Origin of the sequence: Bacillus sp. HMSC036E02 (assembly GCF_001836235.1) — a bacterium.
Taxonomy (GTDB): domain Bacteria; phylum Bacillota; class Bacilli; order Bacillales; family Bacillaceae_G; genus Bacillus_A; species Bacillus_A cereus.
The window spans coordinates 143,156-167,052 of the sequence record NZ_KV827831.1 but is presented as its reverse complement, the minus strand read 5'-3'; the positions used below and the strand labels follow the sequence as shown (position 1 = coordinate 167,052).

Sequence of the window (23,897 nt, the reverse complement as noted above, 5' to 3'; positions counted from 1 at the left end):
AATTTTAACATTATTTATGAACGAACAGCCACTTCTCTAACGAGTGGATTATGTACTTGCACATAAATAGCTTGCTCCAATGGATTACTTAACTCATCGACATCGAAAAATCTCGTTAGTAAATTTGCTTTACACGCTAACTTATCTTCGTCCAATAATTCTCTTAAAAATGTAGAAGGTTCCCGGTTATATGGAAGAAATGATTCAAGTACAGACCTTAATTCCGAGAGAAGAATTTCCTCCTTAATTAATCCTGCTGTGCCAAAACCATTAATGAGGCCAAACATATGATTGAAAATTAAGTAGTAACGAAATCTCTCATCCACAATATAGTCGTCATATAAATTTCCAGTACGTTCTCCAATACCAGCTAATTCATTATTAAGCATCTCTTTCATTGAATTACAGAAATAAAATCCTTGATTATCACGGAAATAATATTTGACCGGATAACCATCTTTTAGCTGAACAACGCTATTTTGCTGGTGAGCTTCTAATGCAACACCATACTGTAAATACATCCATACCATTGGCTTTAAAGAAATATTCATATATCGTCTAAACCACTCTAAGCTTACTTCTTCACAGCTTTTACTTTCTAAATCTGCTAGGCGATGAATAATATTCGATAACCGCGTACGCTCCCCAGGTATAGCGTCTTGAACTAGCCCAGCAATTAATGTTGCGTCGTTTGCATGTTCGCTATAAAAAGGATTCTCACGAATAATCACTTCAAATCCAGATTCTTGTGTTCCATAATTTAATGTAATAAAGGCTGGATCACAAATAAAATCAAATCCTGGAAATCTTTCTCGTACTTCACCAATAGCCGTATTTAACATTTCCTTCCCTTCAAGACCACTCTCAAGTTCTTTCAGTTTATTAATACGCATTGAATTCGTTACTTTCACCGGAAATGAAAACTTAAGCATATACTTCGAATTGGGATGATATAGCGTCCTTAGTGATGATGTTGCCATATAATACTTACCTACAGGACCAATATACTCAAGCAATTCTTGAATTATCCAATCTTGTACGTAAGCTTGATGCAAGAGCCATTCTGCCTGAAGCGGATGAATTGGAATTAATGCATATTGATCTTCCTTACAGTACTTCGCTATAAATTCCTTACTAACCATCTCATCATTACTTAATTCTTCTTTTATAATCGTTGTTGTAGAATCTGATAATAATGATTTTTCATTTACTATACTTTTATGTGCCCGAAAATAATGAAGCTGACATTCCCCTTTTAATTCTGGAGAATACATTGCACTTTTCCAATCCAATATCCCCTGTCTACTCTTTGGTGTAGGATGAGTTAAATGCCCAAATAATAAAGACTGCTCCGCTTCTATAAAAGTTGTATGGAAACCGTATAATGCGGATGTATCTTCTATTCTCTGTTTTGTAAATTCCTCAATATTTTGACAACTACGGATAACTCGAAGCATAAGTTCCGCAGGATTCGTTCCTTCTCCGTAGTTGATCGACATCTCTTTTATTAAAAACGTAATAACTGTAACGTAATCTGCTGTAATAACAGAATTACTATCTCCAATTTGATAATAAAATTGTTCTCCAAACAAATGGCGATCTGTTGGTGATTTATATATAACTTCTCCATACAAAGTAACGTTCTGTGCCGATAGCCGACAACATAAATATGTGGGGACTGTATCTCTATTCAACGTATTACTGAAGATACTTTTCATTCTTTCATCCTCTGTAATCCATTCTCCACTCCCTGTTTCTCTTAAATAACAGTTTAAAAAGCTTTGTAATGTTGCATGTTCTGCGATTTGTTTCGCAAGCTGCATGTTGGTCCTCCTCTTTATATTAAAGCTATCGAAATTTTATATAATAAACGATAATTGAATGTCGTTATCAATTATGATTCTAATTGATAATGATATTCAATTCAAGAGTATATTTCAGAATTTTTTTATCTGATTTAATTTTTCTTGTTTTCCCTCTTTTCTTTAATCTAGTTAAAAATACAAGAAAAAAATACTCAGTTTCAAACTACATACTTATTATTTTTCATTAGTAATCTATCCAAAATGGTTAAACAAAAGAGGTATACCTTAATTGGTATACCTCTTTCAAACATAAAGTTTACATAATAATATTATTTAAGCAAATCTATATAACTTTTTGTATAACAAATTCAAATCTCTCCAACAATACGCTGTTTCTTCTACCCTTACTCTCTCTAAAAATTTCGTATCAATTTTTTCAGGGTTAAATTTTTCATAAAACTTTTTAGAAGGATTATTCGTAACAACCCAAACTAAAAGTGATTGCATATCATTGTTTATACAATCCGATAATAAAGCTTGAAATAACTTTTGTCCTATTTTCATTCCTTGATACTGTTGTAAAAGGTAGATTGCATATAATTCTCCATCACAATTATATGTACCAGTTCTTTCTACTCCCCCATCGATGAATCCAACTATTTCTCCATTTAAATTCTCTGCTACAAATCTAAATTGATGATTACCTTCTTTTTGAAAAATATCTTCCCATTGTTTTTCTCGTTTCTCATATGCTATATTATCTAGAATTTCTTCAGCAAATATCCCTTTATACGCTGTCTTCCAACTATCAACATGCACCTTTGCTATACCTTGTATATCATCCTTTATTGCTCTTCTAATATGTATTCCCATCATTTCTCTCCCCTTATTACTCATCATTATATCAATTTCATTCCTTAAAAATCCAAATAAAAAAGAGTGAATTCACTTCACTCTTTTTTATCACAATTATCTACTTTCCACTTCAACTGAAACTACTCGATCAATCTCTTTCAGGGAACTATATAACTCTGTTGTATATAAATCTTCTGGAGCTAAAATAACCATCTCCAGTTGCTGAAATGCTCCACTATCTATATCTTTAATTTTCACGCGTTTCACATGCATGCCTAAATTTTTAATTTGCTTAAATATACCATCTAATTCATGATGCTCTTTAACAGTAATTTTTATAGATAAATCCTTTTGTCTTAATGAATACGGTCCTGCAATTTTCACAAGTTGCGGAAGTACATTAATCGCTAAAATAATTAAAACCATAGCAACTGTCGCTTGTAAATAAAATCCTGCACCAATTGCGATTCCTAAAGCTGAAGCAGCCCACACCATAGAAGCTGTTGTTAATCCAGAAATAACGTCATTACTTCTTCGTAAAATGACACCTGCGCCAAGAAAACCAATTCCACTAACAATTTGAGCGGCCAGTCGCATCGGATCCATATTTGTATGTCCTGGAACAGAATATACATGCACAGATTCAATTGAAACCATCGTAATTAAACAACTTGCTACAGAAATAACCATACTTGTTTTCACACCAAGTGGTTTATTCTTTAGCTGCCTATCTATCCCGATGAATAATCCTAAAAAGAGTGCTAAACCTAATTTGAGTAAAAATTCATATGACATATTCCCATTCTCCTTACTTTACAATGTTTCCCTTAGAATAACTCACTATAACTCTTTTATGATATCAATTCCAGTCTTTTCTATTCATTTAACGTAAAAAACCGAAAAAACATTTATAACGATGTTTCTCCGGCTTTTTATTACACTTTAGATTCTTCTTTATTTCTGATCTTTAATCTTAATTTCTGCATCTTTGTAGAATGCTAATTTACTGTCATTATACTCTTTTGTAAATTTGTTAAACTGCTCTTTCGACTTTTGTGCTTCCACATTTAATTCATTAACAGTTTTAACTTTTTCACCGATTTCTTTTAATTTCGTTTCTTTTACTTTTAATTTTTCATACAGTTCTTTTTCAGTCGCTAACACTTTCGTGTAATTTTCATTCATCTTTTGGAATGCATCATAACGATTCTTATACGACTCTTCTACTGCTTTTGCTTGTTTTTGTAACTTTTTATCTTCAAGCTTCTCTATATTTCCTTGTACAGATTTTGTTTCTTTCTGAGCTTTTTCTAGCATTTCTTTTTCATTTTTCAATACTTTTTCACGATCATCTACATTTGCAGTAGCTTGCTCTAGTTTCTTCACAACTGCTTCATTATGATCTTTGCCTTCTTGCAAAATTTGAGAATATAATTCTTGGCCTTGTTTCTCTAACTGCTCTAATTTTTTTGCTTCATCCACTAAAGATTTTTCTTGTGTTGCTGCTGTTTCAAAAGCTGTATATAAATTTTCTTCTGGCTTTTCACCGAAACAACCTGTTAAAAGTCCTACTGATAACGCTCCAACTACTGCTACTTTTCCATACTTCAACGTCAATTCCTCCATTACATACGGTTATCATGCCAGAAGTTCACTGGGAAGTGACTCTCTTCATGATAAGCTTCAAACTCATAACCTTTTTCTTTTAGCCCCTTTAAAATTGCTGGCACAGCAGCAACTGATTGCGGGTGAATATCATGCATTAAAATTACTTCTTGTGGTTTTGTTGCGTTGGTTAATACGTTTTGAGCAATTTGTGCTGCAGCTGCATCAACTGGCATTTTATTGTATCTCCAATCTAATGAATCAATTGTCCAATCCCATACTTTAAATCCGCCTTCTACCACTTTATTTCGAAGACCTTCATTCAATCCAGGCATCGAACCATATGGAGGACGTGTTAATTTAGGTGATTTCCCAATAATATTAGCGATTAAACCTTGATCTTCTTTCATCTCATTTACATACTCGCCATTTTTATATAACTTTGCGAAATTATGTGTCATACTATGCATGCCTACATAATGACCCTCAGCATTTTCACGTTTCACTAAATCAGGAAATTCTTTTACATTCGCTCCAATTAAAAAGAACGTCGCCTTCGCATCATGTTGTTTTAGCGTATTTAATAATTCAGCCGTATATTTCCCTGGCCCATCGTCAAATGTAAGATAAGCAACTTTTCTTTCTTTTCCATTAAAACGACTTGGTGCCGTTTTATTCATTTCAACTTTCGGCTGTTCACTTGCAAGCTGCACTACATTTTCTTGTTTCGCAACAGCTTTTGCTGGTGAAGTAATTGATTGGAACATGTAATACCCAATAGCTACTGCGGCAATCGCTATTAAAACGACTACTATTTGTTTAATTTTTAAAGCTTTTTCCATTCTATCGAATTCCTCTCCCTATTAATCTTATATATAAATCGCCCAATATAATTATACATCTATTTATTTTTATTTCACCATATAAATAGATTTTATTTGTATTATAATGGGAGTTTTATCAAAATTGTTGTTCCTATTCCTTCTTTGCTTGTAACACTAAGCACACCACCATGAAGCTCTACCATTTTTTTAACGATAGCTAAACCAATACCTGCACCTGCAGCATGATTATTAATTTGGTAAAATGATTGCTCAATATATGGTAAATGTTCTTTAGCAATTCCAATCCCTTCGTCTCTTACCTTAATCACTGCTTGTCCTTCTATTTTAGTCGCTTCAATGTGTATTGTACTTTTTTTATGTGAATACTTAATTGCATTTTGAACAATATTCAAGAAAACTTGCTTTAACCTATTTCGATCTCCCATCAATTCAATTCGGTCTATAGTAGTAATAAATTGAATTTCCTTCTCTTCCGATTTAGGAGTTAATTGCCAAATCGTCTCCTCTAGTATATCGTACAACTGCACCTTTTGTTTATATAAATTAAAATGATTTGATTGTAATCTTGAAAAATCTAACAATTCTTCTACTAAATGAATCAATCTATCTGTCTCACCTGAAATAATGCCCATACCTTGCTTTATTTCTTCTTCTGTTAAATAATCTACTGTTTTTAACGTCTCACTCCAACCTTTAATTCCTGTTAAAGGCGTTCGTATTTCGTGCGAAATAGAAGCAATGAATTCATTTTTCATCTGCTCAGCCTTATCTATTTTATAGGCCATATAATTTAAACTATGTGCCAATTCACCTAATTCTCCAGGATAATCTTCTTTAATTTTTTGCTTTAATGTGCCTTCTGCAATTTGTGAAGAGGCTTGAATAATGGATTCAATTGGCTCAACAAATGAATTTGCCAAACGTCTACTAATTAAGAAGGCGACTCCCGAAATAACAATACCTACAGAAATAGTAAACGTAATAATTTCAATAATCTTTTTATTTACATTTGTTAAAACAGTCGTATATTTTAAAACACCAATAGTTTGTCCTTGATGTATAAGTGGGCTTAGCACCTCTAGTTGTTTTTTATTACCTTTCGTAGTAACTTGATTATACATTTCACCTTCTAATAATGATTGTGGAATATTCACTTTACCTTCTACCTTTTCACCACTTGAAGATTGTATAACCGAGCCGTGACGATCAATTAACTGTAATTCTGTTCCTTCTAATTGAAAGCTACTAATTATGTCACCACTATATTCTTGTAATCGAATAAAGTATAGTGAATTGTATTCTGAAAAAAAACGTGTACTCGTTTTCGCATGAGACTCTATATATTGCACAATACCATTATAATAGTATCGATAAATTGAGACTGAAAATACAACTTCAAATAATACAAGCATAAGTGTAATGACCGTCATAAAATATAAAGTCACTTTCCGTTTCATCTCATACTTTCCTTCCACACATATCCTTTTCCCCACACCGTAAGAATAAATTCAGGTTCTGATGGATTACATTCTATCTTTTGACGTAACCGTCTCATATTTACATCTACTACTTTCGTCTCACCTACGTAATTGGTTCCCCAAATCATATTTAAAATTTCATCACGCGAAACTGGCTTTGAAGCCTGATTCATTAAATACTGTAATATCATATACTCTGTAGGTGTTAAATCGACTAATTGTCCATCTTTATACAATCTTTCTTCTATAATATTTAACGAAAATGGACCTGACGTAACAATATTCGTTTTTTCTTCATGTACTTCTATTCTTCTTAATAAAGACTGTATACGTGCGGTTAATACTACTGGACTAAACGGTTTTGCAATATAATCATCTGCACCTATTCCTAGTCCTTGCACCTTATCTTCATCTTGTACACGTGCGGTTAACATAATAATACCCATTTTTTTATTTTCTTTCCTGATAGCCTTACAAACTTCTAAACCATCAATCCCCGGTAACATTACATCCAGCAGTGCTATATCAACAGTTTGTTCACTCAAAATCTGTAACGCTTCTTCTCCAGTAGTAGCTTCTATTACATAAAATCCAGCACGTTTTAAATTTAAAACAATAAAGCTACGGATCGTTAATTCATCTTCTAAAACTAAAATTTTTGACATAATTCCCACCTCCTACTCTTGTTGATAATCCGCTAGCGGTTTTATATATGCTTTCACTTTTTCAAATTCCGATTGCTTCGGTACTGCATATACGTGAGAAGCCGTTTTAATTGCTGCGCTGTAGCCTTTTATATTGAACCATTCTTTCCGCTTAAAAATATGAACTTCAAGCCATATTTTATTTGTTCTTGTATCCAAAAACTTTTGAGAATTTGATTCTTTTTGCTGATCTGGTATTGTAATTTTCCCTATTAACTCTTTAGGAATTTTCACATAATACCCTTTTTCTATATCTATATATCGTTCTTCAATTGGTTTAATTCCAGATTCACTCCACTGTATGTAACGTTCAAAAAGCGGACTATCGCCATGTGATTTATCCTCCCAACCTTTTGGACGTACAGTACGAACAAATTCAATAATGCTGTCTTCATTAACATCTTTACTTTCTACAACATATTCATTAAATAAATCTTCTTTCCCATCTATAGGTAATACTTCATAATGATCCTGATCAAATTTTGCTACATAAGTTATACCTGAATGAGCGCCAACTCCTGCATCAATTACTACCGCCTTTAGTGATTTAGATATACGACCCATTTGTATTCTTTGAATACTATTTATAAATGGATCGTATGACACTTCAGATAAAGTCTTAAATTGTTCCATGAACTCAACTGTCAGCTTCTCATCTTTTTCAAATGTAACAAGGCTTATATCTTTCAGTCCATTTTCATTTAGATCCTCTATGAATAACTTCGTATAACTTCGATTATATATTTCCTTCATCTCTTCATTTTCTTCCGAAAAAACATACATAACATGTTCTAACGATTCACGATTTACAGAGATTCCGATTAACAACTCTCTCTTCCCGTTCCCTGTAAAATCACCGACTTCAACGATATCTACATCTCCTCCATCAAATTTATGTGTGGACTTTATTCTCCAGCCATTTCCAATTTCTTCATATACGGCTAAATATACGCTATGATCTTCATTCGGCAATTTATAAAATAAGATGGCTTCTTTCTTATTATCTTGTTTAAAATTCATTGACCAAATCATCTGTTTATCTTTGTTAGACATTGGAGTAAGTAAGCGATAATTAACAGGTAAATCTTTATCAATTTGTTCCTTTAATTCATTAATCCATTTTTCATTTGTAGGAGCTTCCATTAGACTTGTTGGAGCTTCAGACATTTTACATCCAGTCAATATAAAGATAATTCCCATCATGCTTAACCATTTCTGCATATGATATCTTTCCTTACCACAAATTTTGAATATGTCCTTTTACTTTTTTACCTATCCATTATACTCATACATATGAGTATAATTTTTCTAAACTAAAAAATCGTTACAGAAAAGTTACAAATACATTCCAAAAAAAAAGATTGGCAAAAGCCAATCTTTTTTTATTATTCGTTTCGGACTGATTTTGGCGTTACACCTAAATGATCATTTAATTTTTTGGAAATATCTTTTACATTTTTTTCATTTGGAATGTAATAATAAATACCACCGATACGTTTATCTGTACCTTCTATTTGCATTTTTTCCATTTCCAAATTAGATCCTGCCATATTTTTTGTAATAGCAAGCATATCGTCAAATGTTAAGTTCGTTTTCATGTTTTTATCAACCGCATCTAGTAAAGAGCCCATTTTGCTAATTGATTGAACAGACATCGCTTTTTTAGCAATTGCTTCTATTACAAGTTGCTGTCTCTGTCCACGCATTGCGTCACTATCAATTTTACGCGTTCTTGCAAGTGCAAGAGCTTGTTCTCCATTTAAATGTTGGTAACCTTTTTCTAAATGGATCATACCAGCTTGGTCTTTACTATCTTGTTCAGTGAAAGTAACTGGTACATCAATATCAATACCACCAATTGAATCGACAATTTGTACGAATGATTCAAAGTTAAACTTCACATAATAATCAACAGGTACATTCAAAAATCTTTCCACCGTATCGCGTGTGCTTTCTACGCCACCAAATACGTGAGCATGAGTAATTTTATCTAATTTTTTTCTAGTTGGAATGTAAACACGTGAATCACGTGGAATACTTACTAGCTTAACAGACTTATCATCTTTATTAATTGTTGCTAATAAAAGTGCATCTGTTCGAACTGCTTCGCCATATTGGCTTTTTCTCATTTCACTTCCATCTACACCCATGATTAATATTGAAATATTATCCTTTAAAGGTTCGACTTCTTTATCACGCTTTGATGACTTATCAATTTTTGCATACGCATCATTTACAACAGCTTTTGCTTTATTATATATAAACGAACCATATCCTACTCCTCCAAAAATAAGTAGGAAAAATGGAATTAATATGAACCATTTTATTGACTTTCTTTTAGAACGCTTTTTATTACTTCTCGTATTTTGTTCTAATTCAGAGCTCATACCCATTCGCCTCTCTTTCTCTTTACCAAGTATAATGTAAGTCTATTTATCTTCATATTGAATTTCCTTTCACTAACCTTACAATTTTGTAAGGTTACTACTTAAACCCAATACGTATTCCATTTCACATTATACTCTCGTACTTATTTTTGGCAAGTCACTATTTACCAATTTCAAAAATTTAGCACTTCGCAACATATGAATTTACAAATTTATTAACTCTTTCATTTTAAATTAGGATGTCTTTTTCTTAACAAACGATATGAATAAAGAATCCAGCTAATTATAAAATCTCTATGAATACAGTATATTTGACGTTATTATTTCTCAAACGGCGTATACACGCTTTTCTTCCCCTGATTATCAATGTAAGCCGACTTTGCTTTTATTTTTGTTTTTTCTACTTCCATGTCTTCATTTGAGAAGTTCACAATGATTTTAATATCTTTTCCATAAGAAACAGATTGTACTAGCTTATCTTCTGACAAATACGCAAAATTCGTCATCTCTTCTTTTACTGCTTTTTCATGAACTTCATTCCAAACTTTTAGATGCTCTGTAATTTCTTTTTTATGCTTATTCCACTCTACTTCATCTAAATGGTACAACGGAGGAACATTATACAATAATTCAGACAGCATTCGATTTCCAACTTCATCTTTTGCCTTTAAACTTCCCCATTCCCAATGATGTGTTGTAATAACGGAATCATTGTATACTAATTTATATAATGGTACCGAATATACTGGGTTTAAATATACTTGTTTATATTCTTCTTTCAATGGTACTTGTTTTGCATATTTTTCAGGCACATTTTGATTTGGTGACCAATATCCACCGACATAATACGGACTTGTTTTATTTTTCCGCATATCTTCATCGTCCCATTTAATAACAGGTGTTTCAATTCCATGTGCAAATGCAATCGTACTACTAGCAAAATCATTTCCGCCTTCAGAACCAACGACCATACCCTTTTCTTGCGCAATGTAGTCCATTCGTTTTAAACGTGCTTTTAAATCTTGCTCTTGCGTCGTTATATGTTTCGCTGAATAGTCATCGTAAATTTCACCTGTCGCATCACAATCAATAAACCATGAATTATATTTAGGACCATTTTGTAATATATCATTCATGCGTTCCTTTACACTAGGCAGCGATAAAGTCGGGTTTAACTTGCGACCTCTTCCTAAAAAGCCTTGCACCTTTTCTCCGTTTTTCTTCGTTACAGTAGCCTCTTCGTATAATGACGGGTCATTAAAGGATGCTGTGTTCCAATTTTTATCACTTTTTTCGTGAATGGAATGATACGAATCATACGGACCAACTAAATACCCCATTTCCTTAGCTTTTGTTACGAAATTAGGTTGCATAAATCCTTGTTCCCAGTTCGGCAGACCAATCCACGCTTTTTCTATTCCTGCCTCTTTCATTTCCTTTAATATATCCGTTCCATCTGCATTACCCCATTTACTTACCTCTTCAACCGCATCACCAAGTAGCGACTTTAATAAATGCTTATTTAAGCTATACAATTCTGTATTCGTTAAGTGACCTACACCTTTCTTTAATAGCACACTAGCTTCCTGATTAACGTTTTGAAAAATATCCTCTTTATAAAATTCCTTCATCGATAATACTTCGTTTATATAACGTAAAATAACATTTTTTTGATACTTATCAATGAAATCTTGTTTACTTACTTGATCCAATACATTCAGTTCCCCAGGCTCGGAACTATTCTTTTGAATAAGTTCTTTTATATGACTAAACAGCGGGCTATTTATTTGCTCCCTTAGTTTTGGCCAATTTATATTATTTTCTAATAAACCATTTTGATTCCAAAAATAAAAATGCGCCGCTCCATATAACTTTTCGATTTCTTTATTTTTTCTAGCCTTTTCTTGTAATGTTTTAAATTCACCTTTTCGAACAATATCATCCTTATACAGTTTAGCAATGCTTACCGCATCATTATTTGTCACATATAATTGAAATCCATATGTTTTATTTTTATTTATGCTCGGAAATTCATGTGTAAAATCAAATCCTATTTTCGGATCCGAATGAAATTTCAATTCATTATTAAACATATTTGTTGCAATATATACAATTGAATATTTCGAACCATTTAATGCGAAAAACTTCATAGAAAATGATTCAGCAAATGAATATGCATCATCCTTTAAAAACTTCTTCCAATTCTCATCATTGCTCGGAATTTGCTTACCCTCCCATAACGGAAGTGTATAATTTTCAGCTTCTACTTTCGGCCATGTAAAGCTTTCTGCACCAGTCGATTCCACTTCAATGTTTAAGTGGTCTTTTTTCTTTTCTAATTTTATTTTTACTTTTTGATCTGGATATTCCCACGATGTACGATCCTTTTCTTTTTTTACATTCGATACCTTCATTTTCGGTAGGGGTTGTGATGCCTGTTCCTTTGCCCCCTCATGTTCTACAGTTAATGTGAATGTTTCTGGATTTACATCATAAGTAAAATCTTTATACGTCGCTTTCTTTATTTTAGACTCTTGTACAGCATTACTACCTTTTACGTCACAACCGACTAAAGTCGAAAACGACATAGTTGTAAGAAGACATATCGCTATCGTTTTTTTCATCCTCTGCACCTCCACCAATGAATATACAGATGCTTTGTTACAGGAATGTGGCAAAAAAGAATAGAGCTAGCATTTTGCTAGCTCTGTTTGGAGTATTAAAAGTTGATATGAACAACTATAATTCGCTTAGAAGATATGTAATACAGTAACTACATTTTTTCTCAACAATTATGAAACTAAACAAATCAAAATTTTAACAAGCATTCTTCAACTGAAAAAATAAGTGTATACAATGTATCCTAAAAGTAGTACTAAAATGATTATTCCTGTACCTTTCCAATTCATACCGCCTGCTATATCAACTGGACTACCCGTTTCCGCTCTATTGAGTCCGTCACGTAAAGAACCCGTAGGATTACTTTTTAATTCACTTTGTCTCATACGCTCTCTTTTTTCTTCTGGTGACTCTTTATTCATTTAATCACCTCCAAAATGAATGCACTCTTTACTTACATTATTCAAAATCAACATTTGTTTTATATTTTTCCGAAAAAACCTAATTTAAAATAGGTTTGCAACGTAAAGAAAGCTAGCCATGCCAGCTTTCTTTACGATCCAATATGCTCTTCCTTATTTACAATAATACCTTTATGGTCGATTTCAAGCTCACATACTTTCATATCTGTAAATACTCTCGCTAATTGCTCAGCGATTTCTTGACGCTTCTCATATGGCGTTAATATAAAAATAGATGGCCCCGCACCACTAAGTGCTGTGCCGTACGCACCAAATTCTTTTGCGCATTTACGAATAGATGGTAATAATGGTACGAGTTCTAAACGATATGGTTCGTGAAAATGGTCTCTCTCCATCATTTCACCTACAACTTCCCACCGCTTTTGACATAATGCAGCTACTAATACGTTACTTATCGCACTAGCTTTAACTGCCTCATGAAACGGAAACATCTTTGGTAATACAGATCGACTTTCATCTGTATTTAATTCTGCATTCGGAATGAGAGAAATTACACCCAATTCCTTGCTCTCAATTCTTACGACGGAAACATCCTTTCCATCAAGTACTCCAATTACAGTTCCACCTAATATAGAAGCAGCAACATTATCAGGATGTCCTTCAAAATTTGTAGCAATTTGAACTTTTTGATCAGCAGTTAAGTTCAAATTGCCTAGTTGATTCGCAAGCTCTATCCCAGCTACAATCGCTGATGCACTACTTCCTAGCCCTCTCGTTAATGGGATATTACTAGTAACTTCTATTATATGGGGTGATATAGAAGGACATACTTTACATGCCGTGCTAACGATTAAATTTTTATCGTCTGTCGGAATTGATTCTTCAAAGGAATGGATTACTTGCCATTTATCAGCTTTTTCTTTAACCACCACACCTAAATACAATGACAAAGCTATTCCAACTGAATCAAATCCAGGACCAACATTCGCCGTACTAGCAGGGACACGAACGCTAAATGGTATCACGACATAATCACCCCTTTAATATGATCTTTAATTTGTTCTATATCATTTGACACACTTGCGATGTCTAGTTGATTTGAAGAAATAGCGATATCAGGATCCTTCAAACCATTTCCAGTTAATACCGCAACAACTGTTTCTCCCTTTTTGATTTTCCCAGATTGAACATGTTTAATTACGCCGGCTAATGAAGCATTTGATCCTGGTTCAGCGAAAACTCCTTCAGTTTTTGCTAATAACCTATACGCATGTAAAATTTCTTCATCTGATACCATATCTATTTCACCACGAGACTGCTCGGCAGCCTCTACTGCATACGCCCAACTTGCTGGGTTACCGATGCGAATCGCTGTTGCAATTGTTTCAGGCTCTTCAATTACATGCCCTTTTACAATTGCAGCTGCTCCTTCCGCTTCAAAGCCATGAATTCTTGGCTTTTTATAACCTTTTTCTTTCTCATATTCACAGAAGCCTTTCCAATACGCTGTAATATTCCCTGCATTCCCAACAGGGATAGCTAGAACATCTGGTGCATTTTGCAATTGGTCACAAATTTCAAACGCTGCTGTTTTTTGCCCTTCAATTCGATAAGGATTTACTGAGTTTACTAACGTAATCGGCTCTTCTGCAGCAATATTTCTTACAGCCTTAAGCGCATCATCGAAATTCCCTTCTATTGAAATAATTTCAGCTCCATAAGCGACCGCTTGCGCTAATTTTCCATGTGCAATCTTTCCTTCCGGTATTACGATAATGCATTTCATCCCAAGACGTGCCGCATATGCTGCAGCTGATGCTGATGTATTACCTGTTGATGCACAAATGATTGCTTCTGAACCTTCTTCTTTCGCCTTAGCAACTGCCATGACCATACCACGATCTTTAAAAGAACCTGTCGGATTCGCTCCTTCGTACTTACCATATAGCTGAATCCCTAATTGTTTTGATATATTTAATAATGGAATAAGTGGTGTGTTTCCTTCCATTAAGCTGACATCAGGTGTATTTTCATTCACCGGTAAATAAGACGCATATTGTTTTAATAGTCCTTTATACATATTGTTTTTCCTCCTCAATAATGTAGTAACTGTTTATTTCACTTGCGACAGCTTCTATCGCTTCTAAAACTCGTTCAAATTGATACTTGGAAGTTCGATGTGTCACAACAACGACTTCTGCCAGTTCACGGTTTAAAGGTAATTGAATAACCTCTTTTAAACTTACAGAATAATTAACGAAACATTCTGTTATTTTTTGTAACATCCCAGGCTCATCTTGTAATGAAATGCGTAAGAAATATTTCGAAACTACTTCTTCATCACCTTGTAATTCATAAGGAACTGGTTCTTTTAACGCACTTTTATTTTTCGGAACTTGATTCATATTTTTAACGATTGAAATAATATCACTTACTACAGCAGAACCAGTCGGTAACTTCCCAGCTCCGGGTCCATAAAACATCACTTCTCCTACCGCTTGGCCATGGACATACACCGCATTAAATTCATTATTCACATTTGATAATGGATGCTGGCTCGGTAAAAGCGTCGGTTCTACACTTAAATGAATGGCTGGTCCTTGTTTTTCAGCCTTACCAATTAACTTCATAGTAAATCCTAACTTGTCAGCCATTTGTAAATCTTCTTTTTCGACCTTTCGAATCCCTCTTACTTGCACATCATCTAATGAAACATTCATCGAAAAACCTAAGTTTGCAAGAATTGCTACCTTTCTCGCCGCATCTAGTCCATCTACATCTGCTGTCGGATCCGATTCTGCAAAGCCTAATTTTTGTGCTTCCTGTAAAGCCTCTTCATAAGACCATCCATTTTGACTCATTTTTGTTAACATATAATTTGTTGTACCATTTACAATTCCCATTATTTTTTCAATTTGATCTGATGCTAGCCCATCAGTTAGTCCTCTTAACACTGGAATACCGCCCGCTACACTCGCTTCGTAACATAAATCACAATCATTATCGTTCGCCAGTTGAAGAAGCTCTGCACCATATACAGCCATTAAATCTTTATTTGCTGTTACGACATGTTTTTTATTTCGTAAAGCCTTAACAATATGCTGTTTTGCTTCTTCAATTCCGCCCATTACCTCTACTACAATATCAATATTTGAATCATTTAGAACTTCATCTGCATGACTTGTTACTGCAATCCCGTCAATACAAACATCGCGTTCTTTTTCCAAATCACGTACAACGACTGTTTTCACTTTCACTTCGTATCCTGTATCAAGTGCGATTTTTTTATAATGTTCTTTCAAAATATGAACAACACCACTTCCGACCGTACCTAAACCTAATACCCCAACATTTATAACGTTATTCATCTTCTAATCTCCTCCTAAAAGTTTAATTATTACATCTATAAATCACCTTACTCTGCTTTTTTGTCATGCAGGTGGTGGTTATTTCCGTACTTATAAATCGTTTCATATTACCGCACCTCCTTTCAAAGTAAAAAAACACACCCATCCCTAGGAAAGGGACGAATGTGTTTTCGTGGTTCCACCCTTGTTCCAATCTAGACGTATTTCCTCCTAGATTGCTCAAGTTCAGATAACGGCTGATACCGCCAATAATTACTAGATTACTCGTTCACTATTGAAGTTCAAAGGTGGTAAAATCATTTCTCGTGTTAGGAAGCTCACACCCTTGGCTTCCCTCTCTGTAAACCGTAAAAATGATTTCGTGTCCTTATCGTTACTTTTTCGTTCATGTTTATTTGTTAACTCATTATACTCGCATAAAAAACAAAATCAATACTATTTTTTAATTATTTTAAATTTTCAATCTCTTATACCATAAAAAACACACTCATCCCTAGGAAAGGGACGAATGTGTTTTCGTGGTTCCACCCTTGTTCCAATCTAGACGTATTTCCTCCTAGATTGCTCAAGTTCAGATAACGGCTGATACCGCCAATAATTACTAGATTACTCGTTCACTATTGAAGTTCAAAGGTGGTAAAATCATTTCTCGTGTTAGGAAGCTCACACCCTTGGCTTCCCTCTCTGTAAACCGTAAAAATGATTTCGTGTCCTTATCATTACTTTTTCGTTCATGTCTATTTGTTAACTTATTATAGTTATCAAATTTTTAAAAAGCAAGCCTATTTTTACTAACTATTTTCAAAATAATTTTTTATTATATTTCACAATAGCATTATGCAACTGCCACTCAATTTACCTATTTTGTCATTTCTCCAGTTTATAAATCAACGGTTCATATATAAAGTGAAACTTTAATCAGTGGGGATTTTGTTCATCCCCACTGATTATTAGCCTTCACCAATCGGGCTTTTACGGGCAGTTGATCCCCACCTAACTTCTTTGCTTTCGCTGAATTTTGAGGTAGGGGTGTTACTGCCCGTTAATGCGGGATAAATCCCCATTCTAAAACCCGTACATACTCACCTTACAAAATTATATCAATAAAATTTTTAATACAATCTTTTTGTATAACTTTCTTCTAAAGAACGTGCAACATCTTCTTCTGAAGCATTCACTTTCGCATGCTCTAACAACATTTTTGCTGCTGAAGGTAACTCTTTTTTATGTAACCAAGATTCTGGATCCCATATCTTCGAACGAATAAACGCTTTTGCACAATGAATGTAACACTCTTCTATTTCAACAACAATTCCAAGCAACGGATTACGTCCATTCGCCTGCATTTCTTTCAAAATTTCTTCATCGTTTGTAATATACGCTCGGCCATTTATTCTAAGTGTCTCCCCAAGACCTGGAATAAAAAAGATTAGTCCTACACGTGGATTTGAAATAATATTCAAAATGGAGTCTATACGACGATTTCCTGGCCTTTCTGGAATGATAATTTTATTATTATTGAGTACGTATACAAATCCAGGTGCGTCTCCTCTCGGCGAGGCGTCACACTCCCCCAACTTATTTGCAGTAGATAATACTAGAAAAGGAGATTTAGAAAGGAAATCTACACAATGGTGGTCTAATGATGAAATAACTTTTTTCAATGCTCGCTCACTTGGTTTCCCCAATATTTTCCGTAACTCTTCCTCTGTTGAAATAATCGATTTTATTTCCATACGCTCTATCTCCACTTATAATCGCCCCTTTTTCTTTATTTTCCCAAAATTCAATACGAATATTGTATAATAAAATTTGCAGAAAGGGGAATTAAAATGACAGAGTGGTTAACAATATTTGATTCTGAAAGAAATACACTTGGGAAGAAATTACGCGATGAAGTGCATCGTGACGGTGATTGGCACGAAACATTTCATTGTTGGTTTGTAGAAAAAGATGCTAAAGATATATTCTTATATTTCCAATTACGCTCTAAAAATAAAAAAGAAGCTCCACTTATATGGGATATTACTTCAGCTGGACATATTATGCATGATGAAGATGTACAAATTGGTGGTCTTCGTGAAATCGAAGAAGAATTGGGGCTTTCCTTTCAAACTACTGATTTAGTATACAAAGGAATCTTTAAAATAGATTATGAAATTTCAAATCTTACTGATCGTGAATTTTGTCATATGTATTTTCACAATGTCATCAATCCACTTCCATTCGCACCAGGTGAAGAAGTAGACGATGTGATGAAAGTACATGCAACTTCTTTTCTACAGCTATTAAATGGTGAAATTTCATCTTTTACAGCTACTTCTGTTTTGAGCAATAAACCGATAACGATAACTTTTGATGATATTTATCCATATGATCTTGCATACTATGAATTTGTTGTTGAACAAGGAAAAGACTTACTAGAAAATAATAGTTTATAAATAAAATAGGACTCCTAGCATTATATTGCGTGGAGTCCTATTTTTCATTATTGCTCAAGTGCCTTCAATCTTTTCTCTACTCGTATGAATAAGCGAATGATTAGTACTAGCATAAAGATCATTATAGCTAACGTTGTATGGGAGTATCTAAACAGTATACTAATAACACTTCCAATTAACATCATGATGAATCCATTTTGCTTCATCACTTCTGCACTATACCTGTTACCCGCACCCCATAATTCCTTATTTTTCATAGATCGTTTCGTACGATAACCATATGCCGCATTAATATCGGTCGGTGGATTCTTTTGAAGAATAATTGCCGCAAATATAAAAATAATACTAATCAATATGCTTATTCCTATGTTTACTAGTGCATAAATCAATTATATCCCCCCTAACTTACACTTTCATTATACGACATAAACCTTATTTTCCCAATTCATAACACATTCACTTTCTTTCTTTTGATGTCTGGAACATACTTGGAAGTGTTACAAAACGTGCCCCTTTCGTTTTTAACTGCGGAATGATTTTGTCTAGTGCATCTACAGATCCTTGTAAATGCCCACCTGGTGTTGAATGTTGGAGGATGACACTTCCAGGAAATGAATTCCCTAACACATTATTTGTAATCGTATCAGCACTCACACCTTTCCAATCAACCGTATCAACACTCCACTGTACAATCATAAAATTTTGCTCCGTGGCCCATTTTAATTGATTTTCAAGTATTTCACCGTATGGTGGACGTATAAACTTCGGTGCATAACCAGCTAAACGATTTAATATTTCTTCCGTTTTTATAATTTGATTACGGTACTCATCCTCATTTACTTTCGCTAAGTTCGGATGACTATACGTATGATTACCAATTACATGCCCTTCATTCGCAATACGCTTTACTACGTTCGGAAATTTTTCTGCGTTTTCACCAAGTAAGAAGAAAGTCGCTTTTACATTATGTTGTTTTAACTTATCTAAAATTTTTGGCGTAAATTCTAAATCTGGTCCATCATCAAATGTAAGAGCTACTTCCGCTTTATTGTACGGTCCGGAAAATGCGTACGCATATTTTTCGACCCATGAAAATGGTGTCCACGATCCACGATCATCTGCTTTCATTTGTACTTCATAGTTTTGAGGGGTATATACGTATGGCAATGAACTTATATAGTCTCCATAATAAAATGAGTCATATGGCATATAGGCGTATGAAACATCTCGTTCTAGTCCCCAATGATATGGGGCAAACATTTGTGGCGAATAAAAATAATACATAATAAAAACCTCCCTAAAGTTTCATATGTGATTCATCTGCACTTTGTTAGAGAAATTGTTATTCATAAACAAAAAATAAGACTGTCCTTAATTAGGACAGTCTTGCTGCTTTATATTATTAATAAATCGATGTACTATCTTTCGGCAAAGCTTTCACATGTTTTAAATAGTTCGTCACTTTATCATCATCATCTTGCGGATATTGATATTCATACGTGTTAGCAATTTCGTTCGCCACTTCCCTAAATAAATCACCCATGACAAAGAATGAATCCCATATGTTTTCATATTCTGCATTAGAAAATGTTCTTTTAAATTGCTCCCACATATCTTCTTCAATATATTGCTCAAAATGCTTTCCAAACTTCCCTGTATTAACTGTAAAGTCTGTTTTCATACCAATATACCATTCTAGCATTACGATGAACATATCTCGCACTGGTCCTTCAAGCATTCCTTTTGCATAAGAAAGCTCCTCTCTCCATAACCCTTTTGCGATATTCGTACTACACCACCAAAATTCATTACAGCAATCTAAAAACTCTTTTTCTGTAGGCTTTTTTACTAAGTAATCTTTATCGCTTGCTGGCGGGAATTCTTCCAGACAATTATCTTTATCAAGAAGCAGTTTACTTAAACTATCTTGTCCAACGAACTTTTTTATTAACTCAACTGGAACTAGCGTTAAATCAATCCGATTCCCATCCATGAACTGCATTAAATATGGAAACTTCCCATCTTCATCTGGTGGAACTAACGACATTTCTTCTGGCATTTGTACAATCATTATTTCTCCAAATCTATGAATCCAATTATGATTAGACGTAAAAGATTGTATATCATTTACAACATACATAATATCATAGTCTTGAAAACAATCTCTTTTCACATTTGGATTTACACGCGATCCATTCATGATGACAGCTCGAATTCTTTCATCCTCTATTGCTGTATTTATAATTAAATCTAACATTTCTTTTTCAGTTCTCATCTACTTATAGCCTCCAATTTTTTAATATACAATAATGCTATGTATACTGGAGGTCCACGAGCTAATCTCGTTATACACGATACATGTTATAATTTTTGAAACTTCTTTCTCATCCTTTTCCCTCCTTACATCACTCTTTTACAACTGCCATTCCTTTCAATTTACCAATGCTTTCTACCATTCACCTTTAATTATACCGAAAATTCTGTCTCGAATACAAAAAATAAAGAAGGGACATCTACCCCTTACAGAATAGATATCCCTTCTTTTAAAGTTAAATTTAATTCCTATGGATTAGTAGACCAAAGCCCAGCAGATTTAATAAATGTACGTTTATTTAATTTCAGCTGCGCTACGATAAATTCTGCAATATCTTCCGCTTGCATTACTTTATCAGGGTTTCCATCAGTTAATCCTAAATCTACAGCCATATCAGTTGCTACTGTACTTGGAGTTAAAGCTGTTACACGAATGTTATGTTTGCGAACTTCCATCGCTAACGATTCTGTTAAACCAAGGACACCAAATTTAGAAGCACTATATGCACTTGTTACAGGTGCACCTTTTTGTCCTGCTGTAGATGAAATGTTAATGATATCACCAGATTGTTGTTCAATCATGCTCGGTAAAGCTGCACGAGTTGCATAGTATACACCCATTAAGTTTACTTGAATGATTTTTTCCCAATCAGCAACGTCTAGTTCTAAAAACTTACCGAATTTAGAAATACCAGCGTTATTAATTAAAATATCAATAGATCCTAAACCATTTTTTAACGTTTCAATCGCAGTTGTTACTTCTTCGTATGAAGAAACATCTGCAGTTGCAATAACAGCTTTTACGCCTTCTGCTTCTACTTCTTTCGCTACAGCTTTTAAGTTTTCTTCTGAGCGAGCTAAAAGTCCTACATTTACGCCTTCTTTCGCTAATGCAATCGCTACAGCGCGACCAATCCCTCTACCGGCTCCTGTAATTAAAGCATTTTTACCTTGTAATAATTCTGCCAAGTATAACACTCCTTAATCATTTCAGTTATGTATTATATTAAAATTGTATCTATGTTTATGTAAAAAGGCAATGATGCACTTTCATGTGCGTAGGTTACTTGTAGGTAACTATAGAAAGTTTTTATTTATAAGTTTCATTTTTTTACCATTATTCATGTAAAATAAAAACAAATCCAGCATAGGGGAGTGTATGAGTATGAAAAGCGAAGGAAAAGCTTATCAATATAATTGCAGTAACGGCAAATGCATTTTTAAAGAGAAATAGTGTTAGAAGGTTCTCCTTCTAACACTATTTCTCTTCATGATTCGGCATACGCACAATAAATTCAGTACCTTTTCCCTCCTCACTCTCCACTTTTATCTCTCCTTGATGAAGGTCGAGTACTTTCTTTACAATAGCTAAACCTAAGCCACTTCCTCCATAGGCACGATTTCGTGAAGAATCCGCTTTATAAAAACGTTCAAAAATATGTTGTTTCTGTTCTTCTGATATACCAATTCCTGAATCACGGATACGCACTTCCACTACTGTCTCATGTTCCTTTAACTGAATAGTAATCGTACCACCGCTTGGAGTAAATTTAATACTATTATGAATTAAATTAATCCACACTTGACTCATACTTTCTTGGTCAGCAATAACATGTACTTTTTCTAAATCTAGTTCTAACTCAATTTCTTTTTCAGCCCAGAGTGGTTCACTATTTAACACAATTTGCTTTAACTGTTGATCTAATCGATAGCTCACTCTTTCTGGTGTATACTCTTCTGATTCTAAAAGAGTTAGCTTCAATAAGTTTTGACTTAGTTTAGATAATCTCGTTGTTTCAGTTTCAATAATGGTAAGATAATGCTTTCTTTTTTCCTCAGAAAAATTATCTTCTTGTAGTGCTCTAGCAAATCCTTTTATAGAAGTTAATGGTGACTGTATTTCATGAGAAACATTCGATACAAATTCTTGTCTCATTTTCTCCATCGTATTCAGTTCATCTGTCATATCATTTATACTTTTTACGAGCACGCCAATTTCTCCATCATACTTTTCTTCATTTCGTATTTTTACGGAGAAGTCTCCTTTTGCAATTTTTTGTATCGGTTCAATAATAGTCCAAATCATCGCCTCTCGTTTTGGTCTCATTAATATTCCAATCAATGTCCAAATAAGAATAATAAATACAAAACCGACCATATCACTAATTAGAAAGGCAACAAACGGCGATACGTTTACGTCAAAAGCATTCAATATACTAGTTGCTACATAAAATGCGATAGACCAAATGATAGTAAGAAAAGAAAAGAGCGCTAATACCGCTCCAAATACTTTCAGCATCTTCAACTTACTCATTCGTTTTCTTTTTCTCATTTACTTACCTCTAAGCGATACCCTAATCCTCTTATTGTTTTAATACTAAATTTCGACTGCTCTTCTTGAAACTTCTCACGTAACCGATTAATATGAACGTCTAGTGTACGCTCATTCCCTTCAAAATCATATCCCCATATTTCTTCAATTAATTGCTCTCTCGAACAAGTTCTTCCCGATTTAGACCCTAAAGTAAAGAGCAGCTCAAATTCTTTTAACGGTAATGTAACCGTTTGTTCTCCAGATGTAACTTCGAATGTTTTACGATTTAATAATACATTTCCAACTTGAATCGATTGGGAAACTGTAATTTGGTAACGTTTCAATAATGCCTTTACTCTCACTACTAATTCTATAGGGTCAAATGGTTTTACAAGATAATCATCTGTCCCAAGGTGAAATCCTTTTACTTTTTGTGATGTTTCCCCTTTGGCAGTTAGCATCAGAACCGGGATATCATAGTATTTTCTTAATTCAAAACATACATCAAATCCATCCATATTTGGCATCATGATATCAAGAATAACCATATCGACTTTTACGTCATCCATTTTCTGAAGTGCATCTACTCCATCAATTGCCTCATATGTTTGAAAACCTTCTCGTTCTAAAAATACCGAAACGAGTTCTCTAATGTGTGGATCGTCATCTACTATTAAAATTTTAGGTATCAAAGGAACCATTTCCTTTCTACTTAGCATCTAATATATTGTTTAAAAATGA

General features: G+C 33.9%; 22 protein-coding genes, 1 pseudogene and 2 other annotated features. Of the genes and pseudogenes, 2 read left to right on the top strand and 21 right to left on the bottom strand.

The window, feature by feature from the left end:
- Positions 1-14 precede the first annotated feature (14 nt).
- The 15 genes from HMPREF2590_RS10150 to HMPREF2590_RS10080 all read right to left on the bottom strand — a co-directional run bounded on the left by HMPREF2590_RS10150 (position 15) and on the right by HMPREF2590_RS10080 (position 17,839).
- Positions 15-1,823, bottom strand: a complete 1,809-nt coding sequence (locus HMPREF2590_RS10150; RefSeq protein WP_001175123.1) for an IucA/IucC family protein — start codon at positions 1,821-1,823, stop codon at positions 15-17.
- A gap of 315 nt (positions 1,824-2,138) precedes the next feature.
- Entirely contained in the window at positions 2,139-2,681 is a 543-nt protein-coding gene (locus tag HMPREF2590_RS10145) for a GNAT family N-acetyltransferase (protein ID WP_043328419.1), read from the bottom strand.
- A 93-nt stretch (positions 2,682-2,774) separates the two neighbouring features.
- A complete protein-coding gene (locus HMPREF2590_RS10140) occupies positions 2,775-3,455 on the bottom strand; it encodes an MgtC/SapB family protein (RefSeq protein ID WP_000119510.1) in 681 nt (226 codons plus the stop codon).
- Positions 3,456-3,614: 159 nt separating this feature from the next.
- Entirely contained in the window at positions 3,615-4,271 is a 657-nt protein-coding gene (locus tag HMPREF2590_RS10135) for a YkyA family protein (protein ID WP_000873574.1), read from the bottom strand.
- A 14-nt stretch (positions 4,272-4,285) separates the two neighbouring features.
- Positions 4,286-5,107 carry a peptidoglycan-N-acetylglucosamine deacetylase gene (locus tag HMPREF2590_RS10130; RefSeq protein ID WP_000409484.1) on the bottom strand — a complete coding sequence of 274 codons (822 nt, stop codon included), beginning with the start codon at positions 5,105-5,107 and terminating at the stop codon, positions 4,286-4,288.
- Positions 5,108-5,208: 101 nt separating this feature from the next.
- Complete coding sequence (locus HMPREF2590_RS10125; RefSeq protein WP_000824533.1) at positions 5,209-6,567, bottom strand: sensor histidine kinase; 1,359 nt, start codon at positions 6,565-6,567, stop codon at positions 5,209-5,211.
- On the bottom strand, positions 6,564-7,253 hold the full coding sequence (locus HMPREF2590_RS10120; RefSeq protein WP_000036071.1) for a response regulator transcription factor: 690 nt from the start codon (positions 7,251-7,253) through the stop codon (positions 6,564-6,566). The genes HMPREF2590_RS10125 and HMPREF2590_RS10120 overlap by 4 nt, the downstream gene beginning before the upstream one ends.
- Before the next feature lie 12 nt (positions 7,254-7,265).
- Entirely contained in the window at positions 7,266-8,513 is a 1,248-nt protein-coding gene (locus HMPREF2590_RS10115) for a hypothetical protein (protein WP_001174865.1), read from the bottom strand.
- A 164-nt stretch (positions 8,514-8,677) separates the two neighbouring features.
- Positions 8,678-9,679, bottom strand: coding sequence for an LCP family protein (locus HMPREF2590_RS10110; protein WP_001987131.1), 1,002 nt, complete (start codon positions 9,677-9,679; stop codon positions 8,678-8,680).
- 320 nt (positions 9,680-9,999) lie between these two features.
- Entirely contained in the window at positions 10,000-12,303 is a 2,304-nt protein-coding gene (locus HMPREF2590_RS10105) for a glycoside hydrolase (RefSeq protein WP_000750825.1), read from the bottom strand.
- 207 nt (positions 12,304-12,510) lie between these two features.
- Positions 12,511-12,720 carry a DUF6366 family protein gene (locus tag HMPREF2590_RS10100; protein WP_001031483.1) on the bottom strand — a complete coding sequence of 70 codons (210 nt, stop codon included), beginning with the start codon at positions 12,718-12,720 and terminating at the stop codon, positions 12,511-12,513.
- A 131-nt stretch (positions 12,721-12,851) separates the two neighbouring features.
- Positions 12,852-13,745, bottom strand: coding sequence for a homoserine kinase (gene thrB / locus HMPREF2590_RS10095; protein ID WP_000612106.1), 894 nt, complete (start codon positions 13,743-13,745; stop codon positions 12,852-12,854).
- On the bottom strand, positions 13,742-14,800 hold the full coding sequence (gene thrC / locus HMPREF2590_RS10090) for a threonine synthase (RefSeq protein ID WP_000276433.1): 1,059 nt from the start codon (positions 14,798-14,800) through the stop codon (positions 13,742-13,744). Before thrC ends, thrB begins: the two co-directional genes overlap by 4 nt.
- Complete coding sequence (locus tag HMPREF2590_RS10085) at positions 14,793-16,088, bottom strand: homoserine dehydrogenase (protein ID WP_001066897.1); 1,296 nt, start codon at positions 16,086-16,088, stop codon at positions 14,793-14,795. The genes thrC and HMPREF2590_RS10085 overlap by 8 nt, the downstream gene beginning before the upstream one ends.
- 151 nt (positions 16,089-16,239) lie before the next feature.
- Positions 16,240-16,471: a binding site (T-box leader), on the bottom strand.
- Positions 16,472-16,585: 114 nt separating this feature from the next.
- Positions 16,586-16,817: a binding site (T-box leader), on the bottom strand.
- A 383-nt stretch (positions 16,818-17,200) separates the two neighbouring features.
- On the bottom strand, positions 17,201-17,839 hold the full coding sequence (locus tag HMPREF2590_RS10080; RefSeq protein ID WP_000402130.1) for a pyridoxamine 5'-phosphate oxidase family protein: 639 nt from the start codon (positions 17,837-17,839) through the stop codon (positions 17,201-17,203).
- 81 nt (positions 17,840-17,920) lie between these two features.
- Between HMPREF2590_RS10080 and HMPREF2590_RS10075 the strand changes: the two genes are divergently transcribed.
- Positions 17,921-18,529, top strand: a complete 609-nt coding sequence (locus HMPREF2590_RS10075; RefSeq protein ID WP_000141384.1) for an NUDIX hydrolase — start codon at positions 17,921-17,923, stop codon at positions 18,527-18,529.
- 47 nt (positions 18,530-18,576) lie between these two features.
- On the opposite strand, the gene HMPREF2590_RS10070 is transcribed toward HMPREF2590_RS10075, so the two are convergent.
- From HMPREF2590_RS10070 to HMPREF2590_RS10055, 4 genes are all read right to left on the bottom strand, one after another.
- Positions 18,577-18,915 (bottom strand): SdpI family protein, encoded by a 339-nt coding sequence (locus tag HMPREF2590_RS10070; protein WP_025966230.1) that lies wholly within the window; start codon positions 18,913-18,915, stop codon positions 18,577-18,579.
- Between the two features lie 70 nt (positions 18,916-18,985).
- On the bottom strand, positions 18,986-19,813 hold the full coding sequence (locus HMPREF2590_RS10065; protein WP_000291215.1) for a peptidoglycan-N-acetylglucosamine deacetylase: 828 nt from the start codon (positions 19,811-19,813) through the stop codon (positions 18,986-18,988).
- Positions 19,814-19,931: 118 nt separating this feature from the next.
- Positions 19,932-20,804, bottom strand: coding sequence for an aminoglycoside 6-adenylyltransferase (locus HMPREF2590_RS10060; RefSeq protein WP_001258503.1), 873 nt, complete (start codon positions 20,802-20,804; stop codon positions 19,932-19,934).
- Positions 20,805-21,091: 287 nt separating this feature from the next.
- Complete coding sequence (locus HMPREF2590_RS10055) at positions 21,092-21,811, bottom strand: 3-ketoacyl-ACP reductase (protein WP_000818985.1); 720 nt, start codon at positions 21,809-21,811, stop codon at positions 21,092-21,094.
- Positions 21,812-22,007: 196 nt separating this feature from the next.
- Here HMPREF2590_RS10055 and HMPREF2590_RS31180 point away from each other — a divergent pair.
- A pseudogene (locus HMPREF2590_RS31180) lies at positions 22,008-22,076 on the top strand (DUF3139 domain-containing protein); the annotation flags it as partial.
- 24 nt (positions 22,077-22,100) lie between these two features.
- Here the strand turns inward: HMPREF2590_RS31180 and hitS are convergent.
- Together hitS and hitR are read right to left on the bottom strand one after the other, a co-directional pair.
- Positions 22,101-23,174 (bottom strand): envelope stress sensor histidine kinase HitS, encoded by a 1,074-nt coding sequence (gene hitS, locus HMPREF2590_RS10050; protein ID WP_001231622.1) that lies wholly within the window; start codon positions 23,172-23,174, stop codon positions 22,101-22,103.
- The gene (hitR, locus tag HMPREF2590_RS10045) at positions 23,171-23,848 is read right to left on the bottom strand and encodes an envelope stress response regulator transcription factor HitR (RefSeq protein ID WP_000612414.1); all 678 of its coding nucleotides are present in this window, start codon (positions 23,846-23,848) and stop codon (positions 23,171-23,173) included. Before hitR ends, hitS begins: the two co-directional genes overlap by 4 nt.
- Between the last annotated feature and the right edge of the window lie 49 nt (positions 23,849-23,897).

Coding starts and splice junctions, on each gene's coding strand:
- HMPREF2590_RS10150 (WP_001175123.1), bottom strand. CDS start 1,823: ATGCAGCTTGCGAAACAAATCGCAGAACATGCAACATTACAAAGCTTT.
- HMPREF2590_RS10145 (WP_043328419.1), bottom strand. CDS start 2,681: ATGATGGGAATACATATTAGAAGAGCAATAAAGGATGATATACAAGGT.
- HMPREF2590_RS10140 (WP_000119510.1), bottom strand. CDS start 3,455: ATGTCATATGAATTTTTACTCAAATTAGGTTTAGCACTCTTTTTAGGA.
- HMPREF2590_RS10130 (WP_000409484.1), bottom strand. CDS start 5,107: ATGGAAAAAGCTTTAAAAATTAAACAAATAGTAGTCGTTTTAATAGCG.
- HMPREF2590_RS10125 (WP_000824533.1), bottom strand. CDS start 6,567: ATGAAACGGAAAGTGACTTTATATTTTATGACGGTCATTACACTTATG.
- HMPREF2590_RS10120 (WP_000036071.1), bottom strand. CDS start 7,253: ATGTCAAAAATTTTAGTTTTAGAAGATGAATTAACGATCCGTAGCTTT.
- HMPREF2590_RS10115 (WP_001174865.1), bottom strand. CDS start 8,513: ATGCAGAAATGGTTAAGCATGATGGGAATTATCTTTATATTGACTGGA.
- HMPREF2590_RS10110 (WP_001987131.1), bottom strand. CDS start 9,679: ATGAGCTCTGAATTAGAACAAAATACGAGAAGTAATAAAAAGCGTTCT.
- HMPREF2590_RS10105 (WP_000750825.1), bottom strand. CDS start 12,303: ATGAAAAAAACGATAGCGATATGTCTTCTTACAACTATGTCGTTTTCG.
- HMPREF2590_RS10100 (WP_001031483.1), bottom strand. CDS start 12,720: ATGAATAAAGAGTCACCAGAAGAAAAAAGAGAGCGTATGAGACAAAGT.
- thrC (WP_000276433.1), bottom strand. CDS start 14,800: ATGTATAAAGGACTATTAAAACAATATGCGTCTTATTTACCGGTGAAT.
- HMPREF2590_RS10085 (WP_001066897.1), bottom strand. CDS start 16,088: ATGAATAACGTTATAAATGTTGGGGTATTAGGTTTAGGTACGGTCGGA.
- HMPREF2590_RS10075 (WP_000141384.1), top strand. CDS start 17,921: ATGACAGAGTGGTTAACAATATTTGATTCTGAAAGAAATACACTTGGG.
- HMPREF2590_RS10065 (WP_000291215.1), bottom strand. CDS start 19,813: ATGTATTATTTTTATTCGCCACAAATGTTTGCCCCATATCATTGGGGA.
- HMPREF2590_RS10060 (WP_001258503.1), bottom strand. CDS start 20,804: ATGAGAACTGAAAAAGAAATGTTAGATTTAATTATAAATACAGCAATA.
- hitS (WP_001231622.1), bottom strand. CDS start 23,174: ATGAGAAAAAGAAAACGAATGAGTAAGTTGAAGATGCTGAAAGTATTT.